The sequence below is a fragment of the Nonomuraea glycinis genome (genome assembly GCF_014646515.1).
Taxonomy (GTDB): Bacteria; Actinomycetota; Actinomycetes; order Streptosporangiales; family Streptosporangiaceae; genus Nonomuraea; species Nonomuraea glycinis.
Genome location: NZ_BMNK01000004.1, coordinates 224,857 through 244,380, shown reverse-complemented (window position 1 = coordinate 244,380; position 19,524 = coordinate 224,857). Strand labels below are relative to the sequence as shown.

Here is a 19,524-nt window from a genome sequence, read left to right as displayed (position 1 = left end):
ATCACCCGCCCCAGCCCGGAATCACTCAGAAAACATGACAGAGGATGTCCTCTTTACCGGCCAGGCTGGCCCCATGATCGCTTTGGTGGCGGGTGCGACCCGCGGCACGGGACGAGGAATAGCGGTGGCGCTGGGCGCCGCCGGCGCGACGGTCTACTGCACCGGCAGGACGACCCGCGAGCAGCGCTCGGAGATGAACCGGCCGGAGACGATCGAGGAGACGGCCGAGCTGGTGACCGCCGCCGGCGGCACCGGCGTCGCGGTCCAGGTCGACCACCTGGACCCGGCACAGGTCATGGCCCTCGTCGAGCGCGTCGACCGCGAACAGGGCCGCCTCGACGTCTTGGTCAACGACATCTGGGGCGCCGAGGCGCTCTGGGAGTGGACCACGCCGGTCTGGAAACACGACCTGGACAACGGCCTGAGACTGCTCAGACTGGCCATCGACACGCACCTCATCACCAGCCACCACGTGCTGCCGCTGCTCATCCGGAACAAAGGCGGCCTGGTGGTGGAGGTGACCGACGGCACCTGGGACTTCAACGCCACCCGCTACCGCGACTCCATCTACTACGACCTGGCCAAGATGGCCGTCAACCGGCTGGCCTACGCACAGGCGCAGGAGTTGCGCGAGCACGACGGCGCGGCGGTGGCGCTCACGCCGGGCTTCCTGCGCTCGGAGGTCATGCTGGAGCACTTCGGCGTCACCGAGGCCAACTGGCGCGAGGCCACGGCGCATCCTTCGTTCGCCGTCTCCGAGACGCCCGCCTTCGCCGGCCGCGCGGTCGCCGCCCTGGCCACCGACCCCGGCCGGATGCGCTGGTCCGGCAGGTCCGTCGACAGCGGCACGCTGGCCAAGGAGTACGGCTTCACCGACGTGGACGGCAGCAGGCCGGACGTGTGGCGCTACATCGTGGAGGTGGAGACGGGCAAGGCGGCGGACCCGGCGGACTACCGCTGAGGCGGCTCGTACAGGGCGGCCATGCGGGCGGCGGCCTCGGCGACCGTCGCCCGCAGCTCCGGCGGCGCCAGCACCTCCGCCTCCGGCCCGAACCCCAGCACCTGGGCGTAGGCCACCTCCATCGACTCGACACCGAGCCGTACGGTCCCGTCGGGCCGCAGGGAGGCGAGCGCGTCCGGCAGCGCGGCCGGGTCGGCGACGTGGCGCAGCAGCCGGACCCCGCGCGCGGTGAGCCGGAGCGTGATCTCGGCGCGCAGCAGCGTGCGGGTGAACGCCGCCGACTGCTCCGCCCAGAAGGCGGCCAGATCGAAGCCCGGATCGCGGGAGAAGACGTCGTCGCGCACGTCCAGGTCGCCGAACCGGTCCACCCGGAAGATCAGGAACCGGGTGCCGGAGCGGGCCGCGAGATACCAGGCGCCCGCCTTGAGGATCAGCCCGTACGGCTCCAGCGTGCGCGGCCGGTCCTTGTAGACGGCGGTGACGACCCGGTCGTTCCAGACCGCCCTGGCCAGCCGGGTCAGCACGGCGGGCGGCGGGACGTCGCCGGCGAACCAGCCGGGCGCGTCCAGGTGGAAGCGCTGCGCGGCGGTCGCGGGCGCGTCACGCAGGCCGGGGGAGAGCGCAGCCGCCGCCTTGAGCCGGGCCGTCGCCGCCACCTCCTGCAACCCCATCTCGCGCAGCGCGCCGGGCACGCCCGACAGGAACAGCGCCTCGGCCTCGGCCCGGTCCAGGCCGGTCAGCCGGGTGCGGTAGCCCTCCAGCAGCCGGTAGCCGCCGCCGCGACCCCGATCGGCGTAGACGGGGACGCCGGCCCCGGACAGCGCGAGCACGTCGCGGTGCACCGTCCGCTCCGACACCTCCAGCTCCGCCGCCAGCTCGGCCGCCGTCATGCCGCCCCGGCCCTGCAGCAGCAGGACCAGCGACATCAGTCGCGCGGCGCGCACAGCGGCAGCACCACCGCGGACGGGCGGCCGGGCGAGTGGAACACCTCGACGTCGGCCGGCACCATCGGCCCGCCGTCGCCGATCGGCAGGCCGGTGCCGGGATTGCGGGCGATCGTCGGGTACGCCCCCGCGGCCACGTGCAGCCGGATCCGATGGCCGCGCCCGAACCGGTGACCCACCGGCCACAACTCCACCAACACCTTCTGCACGTCCTCCAGCGTAGAGCCGGGGCCCAGTCGGCGCACACCCTCGCACACGTTCATGGACCTGCCGTCCGGGTGCACGTCGCACAGGCGCACCACCACGTCCACGTGCGGGGTGCTGGAGCGTACGAACAACTCGGCGCTGACCGGCCCGATCGCCTCCACCTCCGCGTCCAGCTCGGGCGAGGTGTAGACGAGCACGTCGCGCCGGGCCTCAAGCCGCCGCTGGTCGCGCGGCCGGGAGCCGGCCAGCAGCACCGGCCCGCCGAGCACCGGCGTCGGATGGTCCGGGTGGTAGCGGAACCGGTCGGGCTCGCTCTCCCGCGGCCCCTCCGGCCCCAGCCCGAAGCCCGCCTGCAGGTGCCAGCGGCGCGGCCGCATCTCCGGCACCGGCCAGTCGGGGTAGTCGCGCCACTGCCCGGCCCCGGTCACGTACAGCCGCACCGGCTGCTCGCGCAGCCCCGAGGCGTCACCGAGCAGGTGCGCCCGGAACCAGGCCAGCGACTCGGCCAGCGACACCCGGCCGTGCCGGGCGTCGACGTGCCACCACGGCCCGATCGTCAGGTACGGCCGCCGCCCGGCCGCGCGCAGCGCGAGATAGTCCTTGAGCTGCCACGGCAGGAACACGTCGTACCAGCCGCCGAGCATGGTGACCGCCGCCTCCACCTCACCGACCCTGGGGGAGAAGTCGCGCTTGCTCCAGTACGGCGCGGGGTCGGCGTGGTGGGCGAGCAGGTCGCGGTAGAAGCGCAGCGGCCGCCCGGCCGTGACCAGGTCGAGCTCGGCCACCGGCCGCCCGGACAGCACCGCCCGCCGGGTCACCCTGGGCGCGGTCAGCGCCGCCGTGCCGCCGAACCGGCGCGACATGGAGTCCGTCAGCGTGGTCCAGCTCAGCGCCGACTCCAGCGCGAACGCCCCGCCCACGTAGGCGGCGTCCCTGAACTGAGACGCGGTGATCTGGGTGGACATCGCCTTGAGCTCGGGCCCGGCGTCGGGGGCCACGGCCCACTGCGTGTAGCCGAGGTAGGAGGGGCCGAACATGGCCAGCGAGCCGCCGTACCAGGGCTGCTCGCGCAGCCAGGCGAGGGTGGCCAGGCCGTCGTCGCGCTCGTCGCCGAACGGGTCGAGCTGCCCGCCGGAGCCGAAGCCGCCCCGGCAGCTCTGGATCACCACCTGGAAGCCGTGCCGGGCGAACCCGCGCCCGTACATGAACCCGAACAGGCCGCGCCTGCCGTAGGGGGAGCGGACGAGGATGACCGGCGCCCGCTCGGCCCCCACCGGCTCGTAACGGTCGGCCAGCAACCGCACGCCATCGGGCATCGGGACGGGCAGGTCGCGCTGAACACGAACGCGTCTCATTACCTACCAGTAACATAATCCGCGAGAAGAACGGTAGCCCGCGGGCCGGAGCCCGCCTCACTGGCGGTGGGACGGGCTCCGGAGCCGGCGGATCTAGGAGGCGGCCTTGTCCGGCCGCTCGGAGATCCTGATGGCGTTGACGAGCGTCGAGCCCTCGCGGGTGGCGAAGCGCACGTTGAGCTGCCCGTCACTGACCCGCACCGTGTACTGCCTGCTCACGGCCGTGTACGTGCCCGCCTCCAGGGCCAGGTCGAGGGCCGGGATGGCCAGCTCTCCCTCGACCAGCACGTCGAACACGCGCCGGCCGGGGCGGGTGTTCTCGATGTCGGCGAAGTCCAGCTCCACCGTGTAGACCCCGTTGGGGACGCGGTCGAAGCGGTACTCCAGCATGCCCTCGCGGGCCGTCCTGAACAGCGACTGGTCGTCGGTGCCCTTGATCGTCTTGTTCGTGCTGCCGGTGCTGCTGCTGTTGGCCACGTAGCCGTAGCCGCCGGTCTGGTACCTCTTGTCGAGGTCCCAGCTGTCCCCGGCCCCGTCGGTGACCCTGCGGCTGCCGCCGACCTCCACGGCCACCTGGTGCTTGGGCACCACGACCTTCACCGCGATCTCGATGACGGGCTGGCGGCCGCTGGCCGACCGGATGAGCAGCTTGCCGGCGCGCACCGTGCCCGCCGTCACGCCGTTGCTGGAGACGGTGATCTTCAGCGTGGTCTTCTGGTTCTTGGCCAGGGTGCCGGAGCCCGGCGCGACCTTGAGCCAGTCCGCCGACTCCGTGCTCACGGTGTACGGCGTGGCCGAGCCGAGGTTGGTCAGCTCCAGCGTCCGGGTCCTGCTGGCGCCGGTCGGCGCCACCACGGTCACCTCGGCCACCGAGGCGGCCACCCGGCCGGTCACCAGCGCCGTGTCGACCGCGGTCAGCGTCCCGGGCGCGACCGTGACGGGCTTGGTGAAGGTGCCGTAGTGCTCCTTGGCGACCTCCACCTCGTAGTCCCCGGCCAGCACCTGGCCGGAGAACCTGCCGTCGGCCCCGGTGGTGAAGGTCCCCACCTCGCCGATCTTGACCGTCGCGCCCGGCAGCGGCTCGCCGTCGTTGGCGTCGGTCACCACGCCCGTCACCAGGCCGTGCTGGCTCGCCGTGAAGGTGAGACTCTGCCCGGTGGAGACCACCGGCTCGTTCAGGGAGTACAGCAGCGCGTCGGTGCCCGCCCGGTTCTCGATGCCGACCGTGGCGAAGGCGCCCTGGTCGCGCTCACTCTCGATGTTCTTGTAGCGGTAGCTCACCGACCCGTCCTCGCCCAGCAGGGCCGAGAACGAGATCCGCTGCGTGCTGTCGCTGAAGAACCGGACGTTGCGCCACTCGATCACGTACTGGCGGCGCGGCGCCGTGCCGACGACCCCGGTGTAGATGCCGCCCTGATCGTCCACCACCAGGTCGTCCCAGAACGGGTAGACCGCGTGGTTGGGCGTGGCCGCCGTGGGCAGCGTGCCGTTGCCGGCGGCGGTGGACCTGTCGGCGGCGAAGCTGGCGAAGCCGTTGGTGGCGATCCACGCCCTGGTCTCGTTGGCCCCGTAGAACGGGATCGCGAACGGCAGCGTGACCTGGGCCGCTTCGTCGTCGCCGGTGAGCGCGAGCTTGTCGGTCCCGGCCACGTACGGCTCGGTGCCGCCGGCGCAGGTGTAGCCGAAGTTGTCGCCGCGCAGCGGCAGGTCGAAGTCCTTGGTCAGGTCACCGCCCACCGTCACGGACGCGGTGTCGCCGCCGGAGCAGCGCGAGGCGGGCACGACGCTGAGCTCGTAGTCGCCGTAGGGCAGGGTGAGCCGGTAGCGGCCGCCGGCGTCGGTGACGGCGCTGAGCGGGGTGCCGCCGGCCAGGATCCGGGCGCCCGCCTCGGCGGTGCCGGCCGTGGTGACCGTGCCGGACACCACGCCCGAGGCCAGCGGGGTCAGCGTCACGTCGGCGGTCGCGCTCTGCTCGGCCACGACCGTCGCGGTCGCGCTCGCCGTGGCGTAGCCGAACTTCGTGGCCCTGATCTCATACTGGCCCGGCACCAGGCGGACGAAGGTGTAGGCGCCGTCCGCGCCGGTGACGACCGTGCGGCCGGTCGGGCCGGTGATGGTGACCGTGACGCCGGCCACCGGCGCGCCGTCGGCGGTGACGACGCCCTTGAGCTCGCCCACCTCTTCCTGCGGCGCGGCCTGGACCGCGGCGAAGGTGTCGAGCCTGCCCTCGCCCCAGATGTTGTTGTCGGCGGCGGTGCCGCCACAGGCGGTGTCGGCCACGTCGATCGCGGTGACGTCGAGCAGCGGCCGGGTGGCCTCGATGTCACCGTTCAGGCTCGGCGACGCCGACCAGATGAGCGCCACGGTGGCCGCCACGTGCGGCGAGGCCATCGACGTGCCCGTGAAGGAGGCGTAGCCACCGGGCACAGAGGAGCGGACGTTCACGCCGGGGGCCGCGATGTTCGGCTTGATCTCGCCGTTCTCGCCCGCGCCCTTGCTGGAGCGCGCGTACAGGGCGTTGTTGATGTCGAAGCCGCCGGCGCTGTAGCTGGTGACGTACTGGCCGGGCGATCCGCTGCTCGTGCAGCTGGGGCCCTCGTTGCCGTTGGAGAAGGCCGGGAAGATCCCGGCGGCGACCCACGCCTCGACCGTCTCCTTGTACCAGGGGTCGAAGCCGGCGCCGCCCCAGGAGTTGTTGACGATGTCGGGCGCGAGGTCGGGGCGCGGGTTGGCGCCGGCCGCGTCCGTGGGGGCGAGGATCCACTGCCCGGCGGACAGCAGGGAGGCGTCGCTGCAGGAGTTGGCCTCGCAGCCCTTGGCCGCGATCCACTGCGCGCCCGGCGCGACGCCGATGCCGTTGGCGCCCACCATGGTGCCCATGGTGTGGGTGCCGTGGCCGTTGTTGTCGCACGGCGCGGAGGTCGGGCAGATCTGGGCCGGGTCGAACCAGTTGTAGGCGTGGCTCACCGAGCCGTCCGGGTTGTGGCCGCGGTAGTTCGCCTGCAGGTCCGGGTGGTCGAACTGCACGCCGGTGTCGATGTTGGCCACCACGATGCCCTCACCGCGGTTGCCCAGCTCGTCCCACACCCGCGGGGCGCCGACCCGGTCGATGTTCCACTCGTTCGCGTTGACCTTGTTCTCCGCCTTGCCCTGCTCGGGCTTGGGCACGCTGAGGGTGCGGACCGGCTCGATCCGCTCCACCTCGGGCCGCTCGGCGATCGCGGCCGCCACCTTGGCGTTCGCCGTCACCTTGATGGCGTTGACGATCCAGTACGGCGTGAAGTCGACGTCGTGCGACTTCAGCATCGTGCGCAGGCCCGCCTGCGAGGACTCGGCATGATCGGTCTTGGCCTCGTAGACCCGTGCGGCCTTGACCTCCTTGGAGGAGGCCCGGCGGGCGGCGGTGAGGTCGGCCCCGCCCTTGACGCGCACCCAGAAGGTGGCCTTGTCCGCGCTGTCGAGCTGCTGCTGGACGGCGGGGCTGATCTTGTCAGGTTCGGGCGCCGCGTGCGCGACGCCGTAGGGGAGGACGAGACTGAGAGTAGTGGCGGCTCCCAGGAGGAGGACACGCCATCGGGGGGTGTTGAGCACAACTCTCCTTCGCGCTGAGCGGTAGAGCTGATCTTTACGCCTACGTCGAGAAGAGTGAAGAGATCGAGTTCGGAAAGCAAGTGCTTAACACAAACAAAATCTGACATTTCCTGAAACGTGATCTGGTCAACTGAAATGTCGCCATCTGTGCCATGTTGTGCTCCATGGCTGGTCAAGGCCCCTGCAGAGGTGGATCCGCAGCCCTTGCTCCTCGTTGTCGATGCCGACGCCATTGTCAACTTCGGCCCTCAGCTCACAGCTCGTGAACTGCAGGTCCCGGCGCATCGGGCCGATGTCCATGACGATCGCGACCGTCCCGGACTCGGGCGGCGGACCGTACTGCCACAGCTGGTTGTGACCCGAGTAGACGCGCGGCAGACCGGCCCTTGACAGCGAGCCGTACTCGCCGTAATTGGCGGTGACGATCACAGTGCGTGACCGGTCCTCCGGCGGCAGCGAGCGCAGAATCCCGGCCACGGCGTCGTCCAGCCGGGGCCAGCCGATCGCCTCGCGGGCCACCTCGTTGATCGCCGGCACCGGCGTCCTGGCGAGCACGCCCACCGGGATCAGCGGCAGCGCGATCACCGCACAGCCCAGCGTGTTCATCGCCAGCGACACCGCGCCCGACCGGACCCGGCCGGGGCCCGCCGCCTCGACGCCCACGCAGCCCGCGGCGAACAGCAGCAGGATCAGCCCGGCCGTGTAGTCGAACCGGCCGCCGCTGATGAGGGTGAGCACGGCGGTGACCGGATAGGCCACCGCCAGGGCCCGCACGCGCGTGTCCCGCCATAACCGGACGAACCCGAACGCGCCGATCACCGCCACCACCGGACCGAACAGCAGGACCTGCATCGGGACGAAGAGCGCCCGCATGCCGTCGCCCTTGTTCTCGCTCAGCGCCGCCGCCATCTCCAGCTGCGGCCAGTCGTGCGTGGCCTGGTAGACCAGGTTGGGCGCGGCCAGCGCCAGCGCGAGCAGCGCCCCGGCCCACACCCACGGGCCCGCCAGCACCCGGCGCGGTCCCACTGCCAGCAGCCCACCGGCCAGCCCGAGCACCAGCATCGCGATCAGATGCTTGTTGTAGGTGGCGAGCCCGATGACCGCGCCCGCCGCGAGCCACCAGCGCGGGTCGCGCAGCAGCGCCCGCAGGACGAACAGGATCGCCGCCGCCCACAGCGGCAGGTCGAAGCTGACCGTCAGCAGCGTGTGCCCGGCGATCATCGTGTACGCGCCGCCGGCGGTCCCCGCCGCCGTCAGCGCCTGCGCCACGCCGCGGCCGCCGAGCTCGCGCGCGATCAGCGCCATCAGGAACACCAGGACCGCGACGGACAGCGCCGGGAACACCCGGATCGCGGTGAGACTGTCGCCGAACAGCGCGAGGGCGGCCCTGGCCAGCATCGGCGTCAGCGGCGGCTGGTCGACGTAGCCCCAGTCGGGATGCGCCGCCAGCACCCGGAAGTAGAGCTCGTCGCGGTGGAATCCGTAGCCGGGGCTGAGCGCCAGCAGGACACCGAACAGCAGGACCGCGATCACCGTGACGGATCGCCATGCCAAGGGCTGCCTCATTGGGTCAAAACTAGATCCTTTGTGTCCGTCCTGTCAGTACGGCTTCCACCCGATCCCCGCCCGGCGTGTCCGCGTTGCGTGATCTTGGCCCAGCGGAGTAATCTGTGCCCATGCGAAATCGCGCCCGGCTTCAGTGGTGGCGCCGCTTCTAGGCGGCGCGAGATTCGCATACCTCAACGGACGGCCGCCCCGGTGAAGGCGGCCTTTGTCGTGTCCGCCCCCGGGGCTCATCATTGTCGAATACCAAAAGGGGCAGCAGTGGAGACGAGCGGATATACCACCGCCGGAGGCGTCGGCGTCGAGCGCGAAGTGCGCCAGGTGTCGGAAGACGCCCTCGAAGAGATCGTGACGTCCCTGGGCCACAGGCGCGGCGGCGCCTTCTCCTCCGGCATGGACTACCCCGGCCGCTACAGCCGATGGGCGTTCGGCTACGTCGACCCCTGCGTGGAGCTCGTCGCCAAGGGCCGCACCATCTCCGCCAGGGCGCTCAACGCGCGCGGCAGGGTCGTGCTGCCCGCCGTCTCCTCCTGCCTGCTGGCCGCCGGCAAGCCGGTCGAGGAGCCCACCGCCGACTACGTCGAGGTGCGCGTCGACGAGTCCGAGGACCTGCTCCCCGAGGAGCTGCGCAGCCGCAGGCCCACCGTCTTCACCGCGATCCGCGAGGTCATCGCCGCCTTCAAGGGCGACGACCCGCACCTGGGCCTCTACGGCGCCTTCGGCTACGACCTGGCCTTCCAGTTCGAGCCGATCAGGCAGGAGCTCACCCGCCCCGACGACCAGCGCGACCTCGTCCTGCACCTGCCCGACCGGCTCGTCGTCATCGACAGGCAGCGCGAGACCTGCGTCGACATCCGTTACGAGTTCACCGTGGACGGCGCCACCACCCGCGGCCTGGAGCGCACCGGCGAGTCCACCCCGCTCGCCGCGCCCGCGCAGCTGCCGCCGGACCCGGTCAGGGGTGACTACGCCAAGGTCGTGGCCGCGGCCAAGGAGAAGTTCAAGCGCGGCGACCTGTTCGAGGTCGTGCCCGGCCAGGTCTTCCACGCCACCTGCACCGACCCCGCCGCCTTCTACCGCAGCCTGCGCCACAGCAACCCGGCCCCGTACGAGTTCATCATCAGCCTCGGCGAGGGCGAGCACCTGGTCGGCGCCTCGCCCGAGATGTTCGTCCGGGTGAGCGGCGACCGGGTCGAGACCTGCCCCATCTCCGGCACGATCGCCCGGGGCGCCAACCCGGTCGAGGACGCCGAGGCCATCCGCACCCTGCTGACCAGCGTCAAGGAGGAGTCGGAGCTCACCATGTGCACCGACGTGGACCGCAACGACAAGTCGCGCGTCTGCGTCCCCGGCACGGTCAAGGTCATCGGCCGCCGCCAGATCGAGCTCTACTCGCGCCTGATCCACACCGTCGACCACATCGAGGGCCGGCTGCGCCCCGAGTTCGACGCCCTGGACGCCTTCCTGACCCACATGTGGGCCGTCACCGTCACCGGCGCGCCCAAGACCTGGGCCATGCAGTTCATCGAGGACCACGAGGCCACCACCCGCCGGTGGTACGGCGGCGCCATCGGCTTCATCGGCTTCGACGGCTCCATGAACACCGGGCTCACCCTGCGCACCGCCCAGGTCAAGGACGGCATCGCGACCGTGCGGGCGGGCGCCACGCTGCTGTTCGACTCCGACCCGGAGGCCGAGGAGCGCGAGACCGAGCTCAAGGCCAGCGCCCTGCTGGGCGCGCTCGCCGCCGTCAACCAGCCCGAGGCGGCGCCCGTCGCCGTGCCCAGGCGGCAGTCGGGCCAGGGCATGAAGGTGCTGCTCGTGGACCACGAGGACTCCTTCGTCAACACCCTGGCCGACTACTTCCGCCAGGAGGGCGCCGACGTGGTCACCCTGCGCCACGGCTTCCCCGCGCAGACCATCGACGAGATCGGCCCCGACCTGGTGGTGCTCTCGCCCGGCCCCGGCTGGCCGTCCGACTTCGGCATGGCGGCGCTGATCGACGAGATCTACGCCCGCGAGCTGCCGGTCTTCGGCGTCTGCCTGGGGCTGCAGGCGATGGTCGAGCAGGCCGGAGGCAGCCTGGAGCTGCTGGACTACCCCGAGCACGGCAAGCGCGGCCGGGTCGCCCGGCTGGGCGGCAGCGCGCTGCTCGACGGGCTGCCCGAGGAGTTCACCGCGGCCCGCTACCACTCGCTGCACGCCAAGCGGCCCGGGGTCGTCGGCTTCACCCCGACGGCGGTCACACCCGACGGCAACGTGATGGCGATCGAGGACACCGCCAACCGGCGCTTCGCCGTGCAGTTCCACCCCGAGTCGATCCTCACCGCGGAGGGCGGGGCCGGCGCGCAGGTCATCGCGAACGTCCTGCGGCTTTCCCGCAGGTCCGCCTAACTCGTCGGTAAAACGTCCACGGGGCATGCGGCCAGCCTTTAGAGTCTGCCGCATGCTCCCCGTAGACCTGCCCGACACGGTGCGTGATGCCCTGCTCGCCCCGCTCGTCGACCACGCCTGCCATGGGGTGCGCCGGGACGAGCTGTCCAGGGCGCAGTTCGAGCTGCTCATCAACGAGGGGGCGAGTCCCGCGCCCCCCGGCACCACCCACTTCGACACCCCGATCGGCGCCGGCCTCCGCCGCTGGTGCGCCCCCGTGCTCGATCTGGAGCCGCACGCGCCCCCGGCCGTCTACGTGAGCCGCCGCGCCGAACTCGGCTCGGCCGAGGTCAACCGGCGTCTGCTGCGGGCGGCGGGCGTGGTGGTGTTCCTGGTGGACACCGGGGTGGAGAACGTCGACCTGTTGTCGGCCGCCGAGATGGGGCGCGGCGGCGCGGCGGCGGCCGAGGAGATCGTCCGGGCCGAGCAGATCGAGCAGGACGTGGCCGAGACGGCTCAGGCCGCCGTCGACTACATGGACGGCCTCGGCGAGGAGCTCACCGTCAGGGCGGTGCGGGCCGTCGGGCTCAAGACGGTCGCCGCCTACCGGCTCGGCCTCGACTTCGACCCGTCCCGGCCGAGCCGCGGCTCGGTGATCGCGGCGGCCAACCGGCGGCTGTCGGACCCCAAGCGGCGGCTCGACGAGGCCGTCCTGCTGCGCCACCTGCTCTGGACGGCGGTCGACGTGGCGCGGGAGCGGGGTCTGCCGATCCAGGTCCACACCGGGTTCGGCGAGTGCGAGGCGGACCCGCACCGCGCCGACCCCGCCCGGCTCGCCGGCTTCGTCCGGGCGCTCCAGCCGATGGGCGTGCCGGTGGTCCTGCTCAACGGCTACCCGTTCCAGCGCCAGGCCGCCCATCTCGCGCACGCCTTCCCGCACGTCTACCTTGACGCCGGTCCCGCGTTCGCGCAGACGGGGGCGGGCTCGGCGCGGCTGATGGAGGAGTCGCTGGAGCTGGCGCCGTTCCACAAGCTGCTGTTCGGCTCCGGCGGCCGGGGCGTGGCCGAGAGCTGTCTGCTCGGCGCGGTGCACTTCAGGCGGGCCCTCGGCAAGGCGCTCAAGGCACGGCTCGACGAGGGGGAGTGGAGCGCCGCCGACGCCGCCAGAATCGCGCACATGATCGGCTCCGGTAATGCCCGCCGGATATATCGCCTTTAGCGCCCTATTTCACGGCTCGACACGCGCCACCTGCCTTTTCGGGCCTTCAGCCTGTTTTGTACGGATGGAAATTGCTATTTCCGTACATTGGTAGTCAAATTGTGATTTGTCTGCCAGTCAAGTCGGCTGTCATGATCGGGGCGCCAGTACTCCTACGCCACACCAGGAGGTGTCGTGTCCTGGCGTCCCAGCATTCTCACGGCCATCGCCGCGTTAGCCGCCACGCTCGCCGTACCCGGAACCGCCGCCGCGGACGACCCGCCACCCCAGGTGGAGTCCCGCGCCGGCACCGAGGCCCCCGCCGAGGTGAGCGGCCTCGCCGAGCCCGCCCGGGCGGGCGACCCCGTCCAGGCCGCCAAGACGCACCTGGAAGACCCGCGCTACCACCTGGACCCCGACGACCTGGTCCCCCTCCAGACGATCACCGACGGCGCGGACGTGACGGTCAGGTTCGCCCAGCGTCACCGGGACCTGCCGGTGTTCGGCGGCCAGTACCTGGTCCACTTCGCCGACCAGGACGGGCAGCGGGTGGTCACCGGCGCGGGCGGCCGCTTCCACACCGAGTTGAGCGTCGACCCGACCCCGACCGTCACCGCCGAGACGGCCGGCAAGCTCGCCCGCACCCTGCTGACCAAGAACCGGATCACCCGCGAGAGCGTCGAGGCGGGCGCCGGCGAGCTCGTCGTGGTGCCGCGCGGCACCGGCGTGCTGGCCTGGCGGATCCCGCTCAAGGGCCACGACCGCGCCGCCAAGCGGCCCGTCCTGCGGGACGCGTACGTCGACGCCCGCTCCGGCGCCCCGCTGTTCGCCGTCGACAGGCTCCACTTCGAGGGCCCCGTACAGGCGACCGGCCAGGGCGCGCACGGCGAGCAGCGCACGCTCAACGCCTACCAGAACGCCGACGACGCCTACGAGCTGCGCGACCGGGCCCGCCCGATGTGGAACGGCGCCACCGGCGAGATCCTCACCTACGACGCCGCCGGCGGCGACGTCTTCGACTACCTGGGGAGCGGCGTCCCGGACGGCACGAAACTCGCCCAGTCATCCACCCTGGCCTTCGGCCCGCAGCACACCGACAGCGGCGCCGTGGACGCCCACTGGGGCGCCGGCCAGGTGTACGAGTACTACCGCCGGCTCGGCCGCGAAGGACTGGACGGCAAGGGCGGCACCATGCACTCCGTCGTCAACGTCACCTACCTCGGCGAGCCGTTCGCCAACGCGTTCTGGGACGGCACCAAGATGGTCTACGGCGGGGGCGGCCCCGACTTCCACTCCTTCGCCGCCGCCCTCGACGTCGTCGGGCACGAGATGACGCACGGAGTGATCACCAACAGCGCCGACCTGGTCTACCTCGGCCAGTCGGGCGCGATGAACGAGGGCCTGGCCGACTACTTCGGCAACGCCATCGAGGTCGACACCCTCGGCATCCCCATGTCCGACCCGGAGGCGAGCCTGCTGGGCGAGGGGTTCTGCAAGAACGCCACGCCCGTCGAGTGCGCCGCCCGCGACCTCGACGACGACCGGAACGCCGCCGAGGACTACCTCGGCGTCACCGTCGCCTCCGACGGCGGCGGCGTGCACTCCAACTCCACGATCTTCTCCGGCGCCCTGTGGGACGTCAGGGAGAAGCTCGGCGGTCCCGCGACCGACAAGGTCGTCTACAAGGCGCTGACGGAGTACATGACGCCGCTCGACGACTTCGAGGACGGCCGCCGCGCCGTCGAGTCCGCCGCCCGCGCGGCCCGGCTGCCGGCCCGCGACCGGACCACGATCGCGCGCGCCTTCGACCGGCACGGCATCAAGCCCGGCTGGGACCGGCGGATCGCCACCGACAGCCGCGTCCTGATCGACGGCCTGACCGACGCCTTCGTCAAGCCCGACGTGGCGGGGGACAGGTACGTGGTGGTGGACTCCACCTTCGACGCCACCGGGCCGACCGCCATCCGCACCGGGCGGGTGAGCGGCGGCAAGGCGGTGCGGCTGTCGGACGACGACCGGTGGAACACCGCGCCCGCGACGGACGGCCGCCGGGCCGTCTGGGTCTCCTACGACGACGCGCAGACCAGCTTCCGGATCCTGTCGCGGCCCCTCGACGGCCGCGCGCCGGCCACCGTCGTGCACGAGACCGCCCGGCTGGTGGCCTCCGTGGTGGTCTCCGGCGACGACCTCGCCTGGGAGGAGGTGAACCTGGACACCGGCGAGGCCCAGGTCTGGCTGAAGCGCGGCACGGCCGCGCCGGTCGGCGTCTCCGCCGTGGACGGCGCCCAGGGCCTGCAGCCGTCGCTCAACCGCGGCAAGCTGGCCTACCTGCGGTGGAAGGTCGAAGGCGGCGTCCCGCACAGCACCCCGGTCCTCTACGACCTGGCCACCGGCACCCGGACCGTGCTGCCCGAGGTGCCCGCCACCGGCGACGGCCCGTCCGCGTCCGCGGTGCCCGTCCTGACCTCGCGGCACCTGGTCTGGGCCGTGGACACCGACGACGACGGCACCTACGGCATCATGCGCGCCGCCGCCGACGGCACGGGCGCCACCGCGCTCGTCCCCGACGGGCCGGAGGTGGGCTTCCCCATCTGGATGGACGCCGGCGACTCGGCGGTGACCATCGGGCTCATCCCGGACTTCACCGTGGCGAACAACGCCGACCTGCCCAAGCTGTTCCAGGTTCCGCTCAACGGCGGCACGCTCCAGCGTTACTCCTGCAACCGGGGTGAGCAGTTCCTGTTCGCCGCCGGGGACGGTGAACGGGTCGTCTGGCTCGACGGCACCGCGGCCGACACCGACCTCGTCACCCGCACCCGGCCGGCCCGCCGCTGCTAGGACGGTACGCCCGACCTGCCTGCCGCGTCCCGTGACCAGGGCGCGGCAGGCGTACGATGGCGGGCGGCCTGTTCGCAGACGGAGGGATCGACGAGTGCGTTTTCTGGATGACGTGACGGTGGAGCTGGTCAAGCACAGCGCCTCGGACCGCGATGTGCTGTGGGCGGCGCGCGTGTCCACGGCGGGCGAGCAGTCCCTGGCGGAGCTCGACAAGGACCCCGAGCGCTCCAAGGGGCTGATCAACTTTCTGATGCGCGACCGGCACGGCAGCCCGTTCGAGCACAACTCCATGACGTTCTTCGTCAGCGCGCCGATCTTCGTCTTCCGCGAGTTCCAGCGCCACCGGGTGGGCTGGTCCTACAACGAGGAGAGCGGCCGCTACCGCGAGCTCCAGTCCGCCTTCTATGTGCCCGGCCCGGAGCGCAAGCTGGTGCAGCAGGGCAAGCCGGGGCACTACGTCTTCACCGAGGGCACCCCCGAGCAGCACAAGCTCGTCACCGAGGCGATGGAGGGCGCCTACCGCCAGTCCTACGCCGCCTACCAGGAGATGCTGGAGGCGGGCGTGGCCCGTGAGGTGGCGCGCGCGGTGCTGCCGGTGGGCGTGTTCTCCACGATGTACGCCACCTGCAACGCCCGCTCGCTCATGCACTTCCTGTCCCTGCGCACCCAGCACGAGCAGGCCAGGGTGCCGTCGTTCCCGCAGCGCGAGATCGAGATGGTGGCCGAGCGGATGGAGGAGGTCTGGGCCGGGCTCATGCCCCTCACCCACGCCGCCTTCATCGCCAACGGCAGAGTCGCCCCTTAATCCCCCTGAGGAGCCGCGTGCCCGCCGCTCAGGCGAGCGCGGGCAGCACGTAGACCTCCGCGCCCGGCGGCATCGCACAGTCGAGGCCGCCGAGGCCACGGGAGTTCTCGCCGCACACGATCATGCTGATGTGCCGCCGGATGCGCCCGTACTCGTCGCGGATGCGCTCCTCCAGCAGCGGGTGGGTGCGGCGCAGCACATCCAGGGCCGCGCCCAGGGTGGGCGGGGAGTCGCGGTCGGCGCCGACCGCGAACACCTTGACCTCGGTGCGCCCGCTGACCCACCGGCGCAGCGAGCTGGGCAGCACGAACACCACCATCATCACGGACTTGGCCATGCTCACAGCACCGCCGCGCGCACGGTCAGCACGTCGGGCAGGTGCCTGCCCACCAGCGACCAGCTCTCGCCGTCGTCGCGCGAGCCGTAGACCTCGCCGTCGCGGGTGCCGAAGAACACGCCCGCCTCGGCGGCCGTCATCGCGTCGCGCAGCACGCAGGCGTACACCGGCTCCTCGGGCAGGCCCCGGTCCAGCGGCTGCCAGGTGTCGCCGGCGTCGTCGCTGCGGTAGACGCGGTAGTGGTGCCCGACCGGGGTGCGGTCGAGGTCGGCGTGCAGCGGCAGCACGTAGACGGTGTCGGGCCTGGTGGGGTGGACCACGATGGGGAAGCCGAAGTCCGAGGGCAGCGGCGAGCCGATGTCCTGCCAGGAGGAGCCGAAGTCGTCGCTGCGGTAGACGCCGAAGTGGTGCTGCAGGAACAGCCGCTCGGGGCGGGACGGGTGCATGACCACCTTGTGCACGCACTGGCCGTATTCCGGATATTGCTGCCCTTCGGGCATGAACGGCGCGCGGATGCCCTGGTTGGCCGCCTCCCAGGACCGGCCGCCGTCGCCGGTGCGGTAGAAGCCGCCCGTCGACACCGCCACGCCCATGATCTGCGGGTCGGACGGGTGCGGGACGATCGTGTGCAGGCAGAGCCCGCCGCCGCCCGGTTGCCAGTGCGGCCGGTGCGGGTGCTCCCACAGCCCCTCGACCAGGTCGTAGGTGACGCCGCCGTCCTGTGACCGGAACAGCGCGCCCGGCTCCACCCCTGCCCAGACCACCTGCGGCTCCGACGGGGAGGGGAGGAGCTGCCAGACCCTGCTCAGGGTCGTCCCGGTCCGCTCGGGGAAGGCGACGGGCGGCCGCTCGGCCTCCTGCCAGGTCTTGCCGAGATCGTCGGAGTACATCACCGAGGGGCCGAAGTGGCCGTACTCGATGCCGGCGAGCAGGCGGGGGGTGGTGCCGCGGGTGTCGATCGCCACCGAGTGCACCGCGACCGTGGAGAACTGGATCGGCTCGACCTCGAACGGTCCGCCACCGGACGAGCGGGCGAGGAACAGACCCTTGCGGGTGCCGATCGCGAGCATTGCGTCAGTCATGGCATCGCTCCCATGTTCGCTTCCGGCCATCGTGCCACGCGGTGGCCGGCACCGCCGAGGACTGGGCGTTTCATCGCATTCGGCACGCCGGCCGCCGTCGCCTGATGACCTGAGAGGTAATCGTCGCACTTCCCACTGACAGATAACGTGGCTGACCATGGGAGCGCTTGCCGTACAAGAAGAGACTTTTGGTGGATTGTTGCGATCGTGGCGTCAGCGGCGCCGGGTGAGTCAGCTCGATCTGGCGATCGACGCCGACGTGTCGTCCCGGCACATCAGCTTCCTGGAGACCGGCCGCGCCCGGCCGAGCCGGGAGATGGTGATCAAGCTGACCGAGGAGCTGGAGGTGCCGCTGCGGCACCGCAACAGGTTGCTGGTCGCCGCCGGGTTCGCGCCGGTGTTCCCCGAGCGCGAGGTGCGTGACCCCCGGCTGCGGTCGGTACGGGAGGCGCTGGACAAGATCCTGGCCGGCTGCGAGCCGTACCCCGCGCTGGTCGTGGACGCCGGATGGAACCTGGTGGCGGCCAACTCGGCGGCCGCCCTGTTCATGGACGGCGTGCCGGCCGAGCTGCTGCGCGAGCCGGTCAACGTGATGCGCCTGTCGCTGCACCCCGACGCGATGGGCGGCAGGCTGGTCAACCTCGCCGAGGTGCGGGCCCACCTGCTGCACCGGCTGCGCAGGCAGGCGGAGATGTCGGGCGACGGGCGGCTGGCCGAGCTGCACGACGAGCTCGCCGGCTACGTCTATCCGGGCGTCGACCTCAAGGTGGCGCATGTCCCCGGTCCCTCCGACATCCTGCTGCCGTTGCGGATCAGGCACGGCGCCACGATCCTGTCGATGTTCACCACCCTCGCCACGTTCGGCTCGCCCGTGGACGTGACGGTCTCCGAGCTGGCCATCGAGATGTTCTGGCCCAACGACGAGGAGACCGCCGCCGCCTTCGGCTGAGCCCGGTCACCGCTTTCGGTCACCCCTTTTGGTCACCGCTCTCCGGTCACCGCTCGGAGTGCACGACGTCGCGGTGGATGCGCGACAGCGGCACGCCGTCGGCCTGCAGGCGGGAGACCGTCTCGTCGACCATGGCGGCCGGCCCGCACACGTACACCTCGTGCTCGGCCCAGGAGCGCAGCCGCTGCGTCACCTCCGGAAGACGGCCGCGCCTGCCGTCGTAGGCGGGCTCGTCCGAGACCACGGGCAGCACCTGCAGCCAGGGGAAGGACGACTCCATCCGGATGAGGTCCGGCAGGTCGTACAGCTCGGCCGAGGTGCGCGCGCCGTACAGCAGGTGGATGCCGGGCCGGTGGCCGGAGGCGATGACCTGCTCGATGATCGCCTTCAGCGGCGCGAGCCCGGTCCCGCCCGCCACGAACAGCAGGTCGCGGGGGTTGTCCTCCGGTGCCGCCATGGTGCCCATCGGCGGCCCGAGCATGAGCGTGTCGCCGACGCGGGTGTCCCTGATCAGGGTGCCGGAGACCCACCCGCCGGGGACCGAGCGCACGTGCAGCCGGATCGAGTGGTCCGCACGCGGCGCGTTCGCGATGGAGAACGTCCGCCACACCCGCGGCCAGCGCGAGACCTGCACGTTGACGTACTGACCGGCCGTGTACGGCAGCGGCTGCGTGGGGCGCAGGGTGATGACCGCGATGTCGTCGTGCGGGCGCCGGTGCTCGACGACCTCCGCCAGCCACCACGCGGGGGAGACGCCCGCGTCGGCCTCGGCGGACTCGATCATGATGTTGGCCGCCGCGGTGTAGGCCGACACCCACGCGGCCTCGATCTCGTCGTTCCAGATCTCGATGGCGAAGCGCCGGATGGTGGCCAGCAGGGCCGTGCCGATGGCGGTGTAGTGCTCGGCGGTCACCCCGTACTTGCGATGGTCCCTGCCCATCTGGCTGAGGAACGACGTCATGCTGCCCGGACTGTCCAGGCTCCACACGACGCGGGTCAGCGCGCCGAAGAGCCGATCCCGCTGTACGTCCAGGGCAGGGGGGAACATCCCGCGCAGATGCGGGTTCTCGGCGAACAGCCGGCCGTAGAAGTAGGCGGCCGCCTTGTCGGCCACCGGCTCGATGAGGGCGAAACTTTCTTTTACCAGACGCGGATTTATCGACATATACCCAACCCGTCCTCTTGACCGGAATCGAACTCCGATCGTCGTGGCCCACCTCCCTGACGGTTCCGGGTGACGAGCGCCCGGCCGACCCCGGCACGTCCGGTCGCTCGAGAACCAGTGTTACACCGCCGTCCCGGCCTCACAACCGATTCGCCC

Annotated in this window: 13 protein-coding genes; 6 read left to right on the top strand and 7 right to left on the bottom strand. The window is 71.7% G+C overall.

What is annotated here, in order from left to right; genetic code table 11:
• Nucleotides 1-73 precede the first annotated feature (73 nt).
• Nucleotides 74-961, top strand: a complete 888-nt coding sequence (locus IEY87_RS14575) for an SDR family oxidoreductase (RefSeq protein ID WP_189139158.1) — start codon at nucleotides 74-76, stop codon at nucleotides 959-961.
• Here IEY87_RS14575 and IEY87_RS14570 read toward each other — a convergent pair.
• The 4 genes from IEY87_RS14570 to IEY87_RS14555 form a co-directional block, all read right to left on the bottom strand.
• On the bottom strand, nucleotides 952-1,905 hold the full coding sequence (locus tag IEY87_RS14570; RefSeq protein WP_189139157.1) for a helix-turn-helix transcriptional regulator: 954 nt from the start codon (nucleotides 1,903-1,905) through the stop codon (nucleotides 952-954). The two genes, IEY87_RS14575 and IEY87_RS14570, sit on opposite strands and share 10 nt — an antisense overlap.
• A complete protein-coding gene (locus IEY87_RS14565) occupies nucleotides 1,887-3,467 on the bottom strand; it encodes a CocE/NonD family hydrolase (RefSeq protein ID WP_189139156.1) in 1,581 nt (526 codons plus the stop codon). The genes IEY87_RS14570 and IEY87_RS14565 overlap by 19 nt, the downstream gene beginning before the upstream one ends.
• Before the next feature lie 93 nt (nucleotides 3,468-3,560).
• Nucleotides 3,561-7,058, bottom strand: coding sequence for a S8 family serine peptidase (locus IEY87_RS14560; RefSeq protein WP_189139155.1), 3,498 nt, complete (start codon nucleotides 7,056-7,058; stop codon nucleotides 3,561-3,563).
• A gap of 126 nt (nucleotides 7,059-7,184) precedes the next feature.
• Nucleotides 7,185-8,612: a glycosyltransferase family 39 protein gene (locus IEY87_RS14555; RefSeq protein WP_189139154.1), complete on the bottom strand. Its 1,428-nt coding sequence runs from the start codon at nucleotides 8,610-8,612 to the stop codon at nucleotides 7,185-7,187.
• A gap of 270 nt (nucleotides 8,613-8,882) precedes the next feature.
• Here IEY87_RS14555 and IEY87_RS14550 point away from each other — a divergent pair, with 270 nt between their 5' ends.
• From IEY87_RS14550 to thyX, 4 genes are all read left to right on the top strand, one after another.
• On the top strand, nucleotides 8,883-11,015 hold the full coding sequence (locus IEY87_RS14550) for an anthranilate synthase component I (protein ID WP_189139153.1): 2,133 nt from the start codon (nucleotides 8,883-8,885) through the stop codon (nucleotides 11,013-11,015).
• Between the two features lie 52 nt (nucleotides 11,016-11,067).
• A complete protein-coding gene (locus tag IEY87_RS14545) occupies nucleotides 11,068-12,213 on the top strand; it encodes an amidohydrolase family protein (protein ID WP_189139152.1) in 1,146 nt (381 codons plus the stop codon).
• 174 nt (nucleotides 12,214-12,387) lie between these two features.
• Nucleotides 12,388-15,030 carry a M4 family metallopeptidase gene (locus IEY87_RS14540; protein ID WP_189139151.1) on the top strand — a complete coding sequence of 881 codons (2,643 nt, stop codon included), beginning with the start codon at nucleotides 12,388-12,390 and terminating at the stop codon, nucleotides 15,028-15,030.
• Between the two features lie 94 nt (nucleotides 15,031-15,124).
• Nucleotides 15,125-15,835, top strand: a complete 711-nt coding sequence (gene thyX / locus IEY87_RS14535; protein WP_189139150.1) for an FAD-dependent thymidylate synthase — start codon at nucleotides 15,125-15,127, stop codon at nucleotides 15,833-15,835.
• Nucleotides 15,836-15,863: 28 nt separating this feature from the next.
• Here thyX and IEY87_RS14530 read toward each other — a convergent pair whose 3' ends face one another.
• Together IEY87_RS14530 and IEY87_RS14525 are read right to left on the bottom strand one after the other, a co-directional pair.
• Nucleotides 15,864-16,172, bottom strand: a complete 309-nt coding sequence (locus IEY87_RS14530; RefSeq protein WP_225277333.1) for a ubiquitin family protein — start codon at nucleotides 16,170-16,172, stop codon at nucleotides 15,864-15,866.
• A 2-nt stretch (nucleotides 16,173-16,174) separates the two neighbouring features.
• Nucleotides 16,175-17,254: a WD40/YVTN/BNR-like repeat-containing protein gene (locus IEY87_RS14525; RefSeq protein WP_189139149.1), complete on the bottom strand. Its 1,080-nt coding sequence runs from the start codon at nucleotides 17,252-17,254 to the stop codon at nucleotides 16,175-16,177.
• Between the two features lie 157 nt (nucleotides 17,255-17,411).
• Here IEY87_RS14525 and IEY87_RS14520 point away from each other — a divergent pair, with 157 nt between their 5' ends.
• On the top strand, nucleotides 17,412-18,203 hold the full coding sequence (locus IEY87_RS14520; protein WP_189139148.1) for a helix-turn-helix domain-containing protein: 792 nt from the start codon (nucleotides 17,412-17,414) through the stop codon (nucleotides 18,201-18,203).
• Between the two features lie 46 nt (nucleotides 18,204-18,249).
• Here the strand turns inward: IEY87_RS14520 and IEY87_RS14515 are convergent, their stop codons facing one another.
• Nucleotides 18,250-19,317 (bottom strand): globin domain-containing protein, encoded by a 1,068-nt coding sequence (locus tag IEY87_RS14515; RefSeq protein WP_229699334.1) that lies wholly within the window; start codon nucleotides 19,315-19,317, stop codon nucleotides 18,250-18,252.
• Nucleotides 19,318-19,524: the final 207 nt, after the last annotated feature.

Excerpts from the sequence above, each read along its gene's own strand:
- IEY87_RS14575 (WP_189139158.1), top strand. The coding sequence starts at position 74 with ATGATCGCTTTGGTGGCGGGTGCGACCCGCGGCACGGGACGAGGAATA.
- IEY87_RS14565 (WP_189139156.1), bottom strand. The coding sequence starts at position 3,467 with ATGAGACGCGTTCGTGTTCAGCGCGACCTGCCCGTCCCGATGCCCGAT.
- IEY87_RS14545 (WP_189139152.1), top strand. The coding sequence starts at position 11,068 with ATGCTCCCCGTAGACCTGCCCGACACGGTGCGTGATGCCCTGCTCGCC.
- IEY87_RS14530 (WP_225277333.1), bottom strand. The coding sequence starts at position 16,172 with ATGGCCAAGTCCGTGATGATGGTGGTGTTCGTGCTGCCCAGCTCGCTG.
- IEY87_RS14525 (WP_189139149.1), bottom strand. The coding sequence starts at position 17,254 with ATGACTGACGCAATGCTCGCGATCGGCACCCGCAAGGGTCTGTTCCTC.
- IEY87_RS14520 (WP_189139148.1), top strand. The coding sequence starts at position 17,412 with ATGGGAGCGCTTGCCGTACAAGAAGAGACTTTTGGTGGATTGTTGCGA.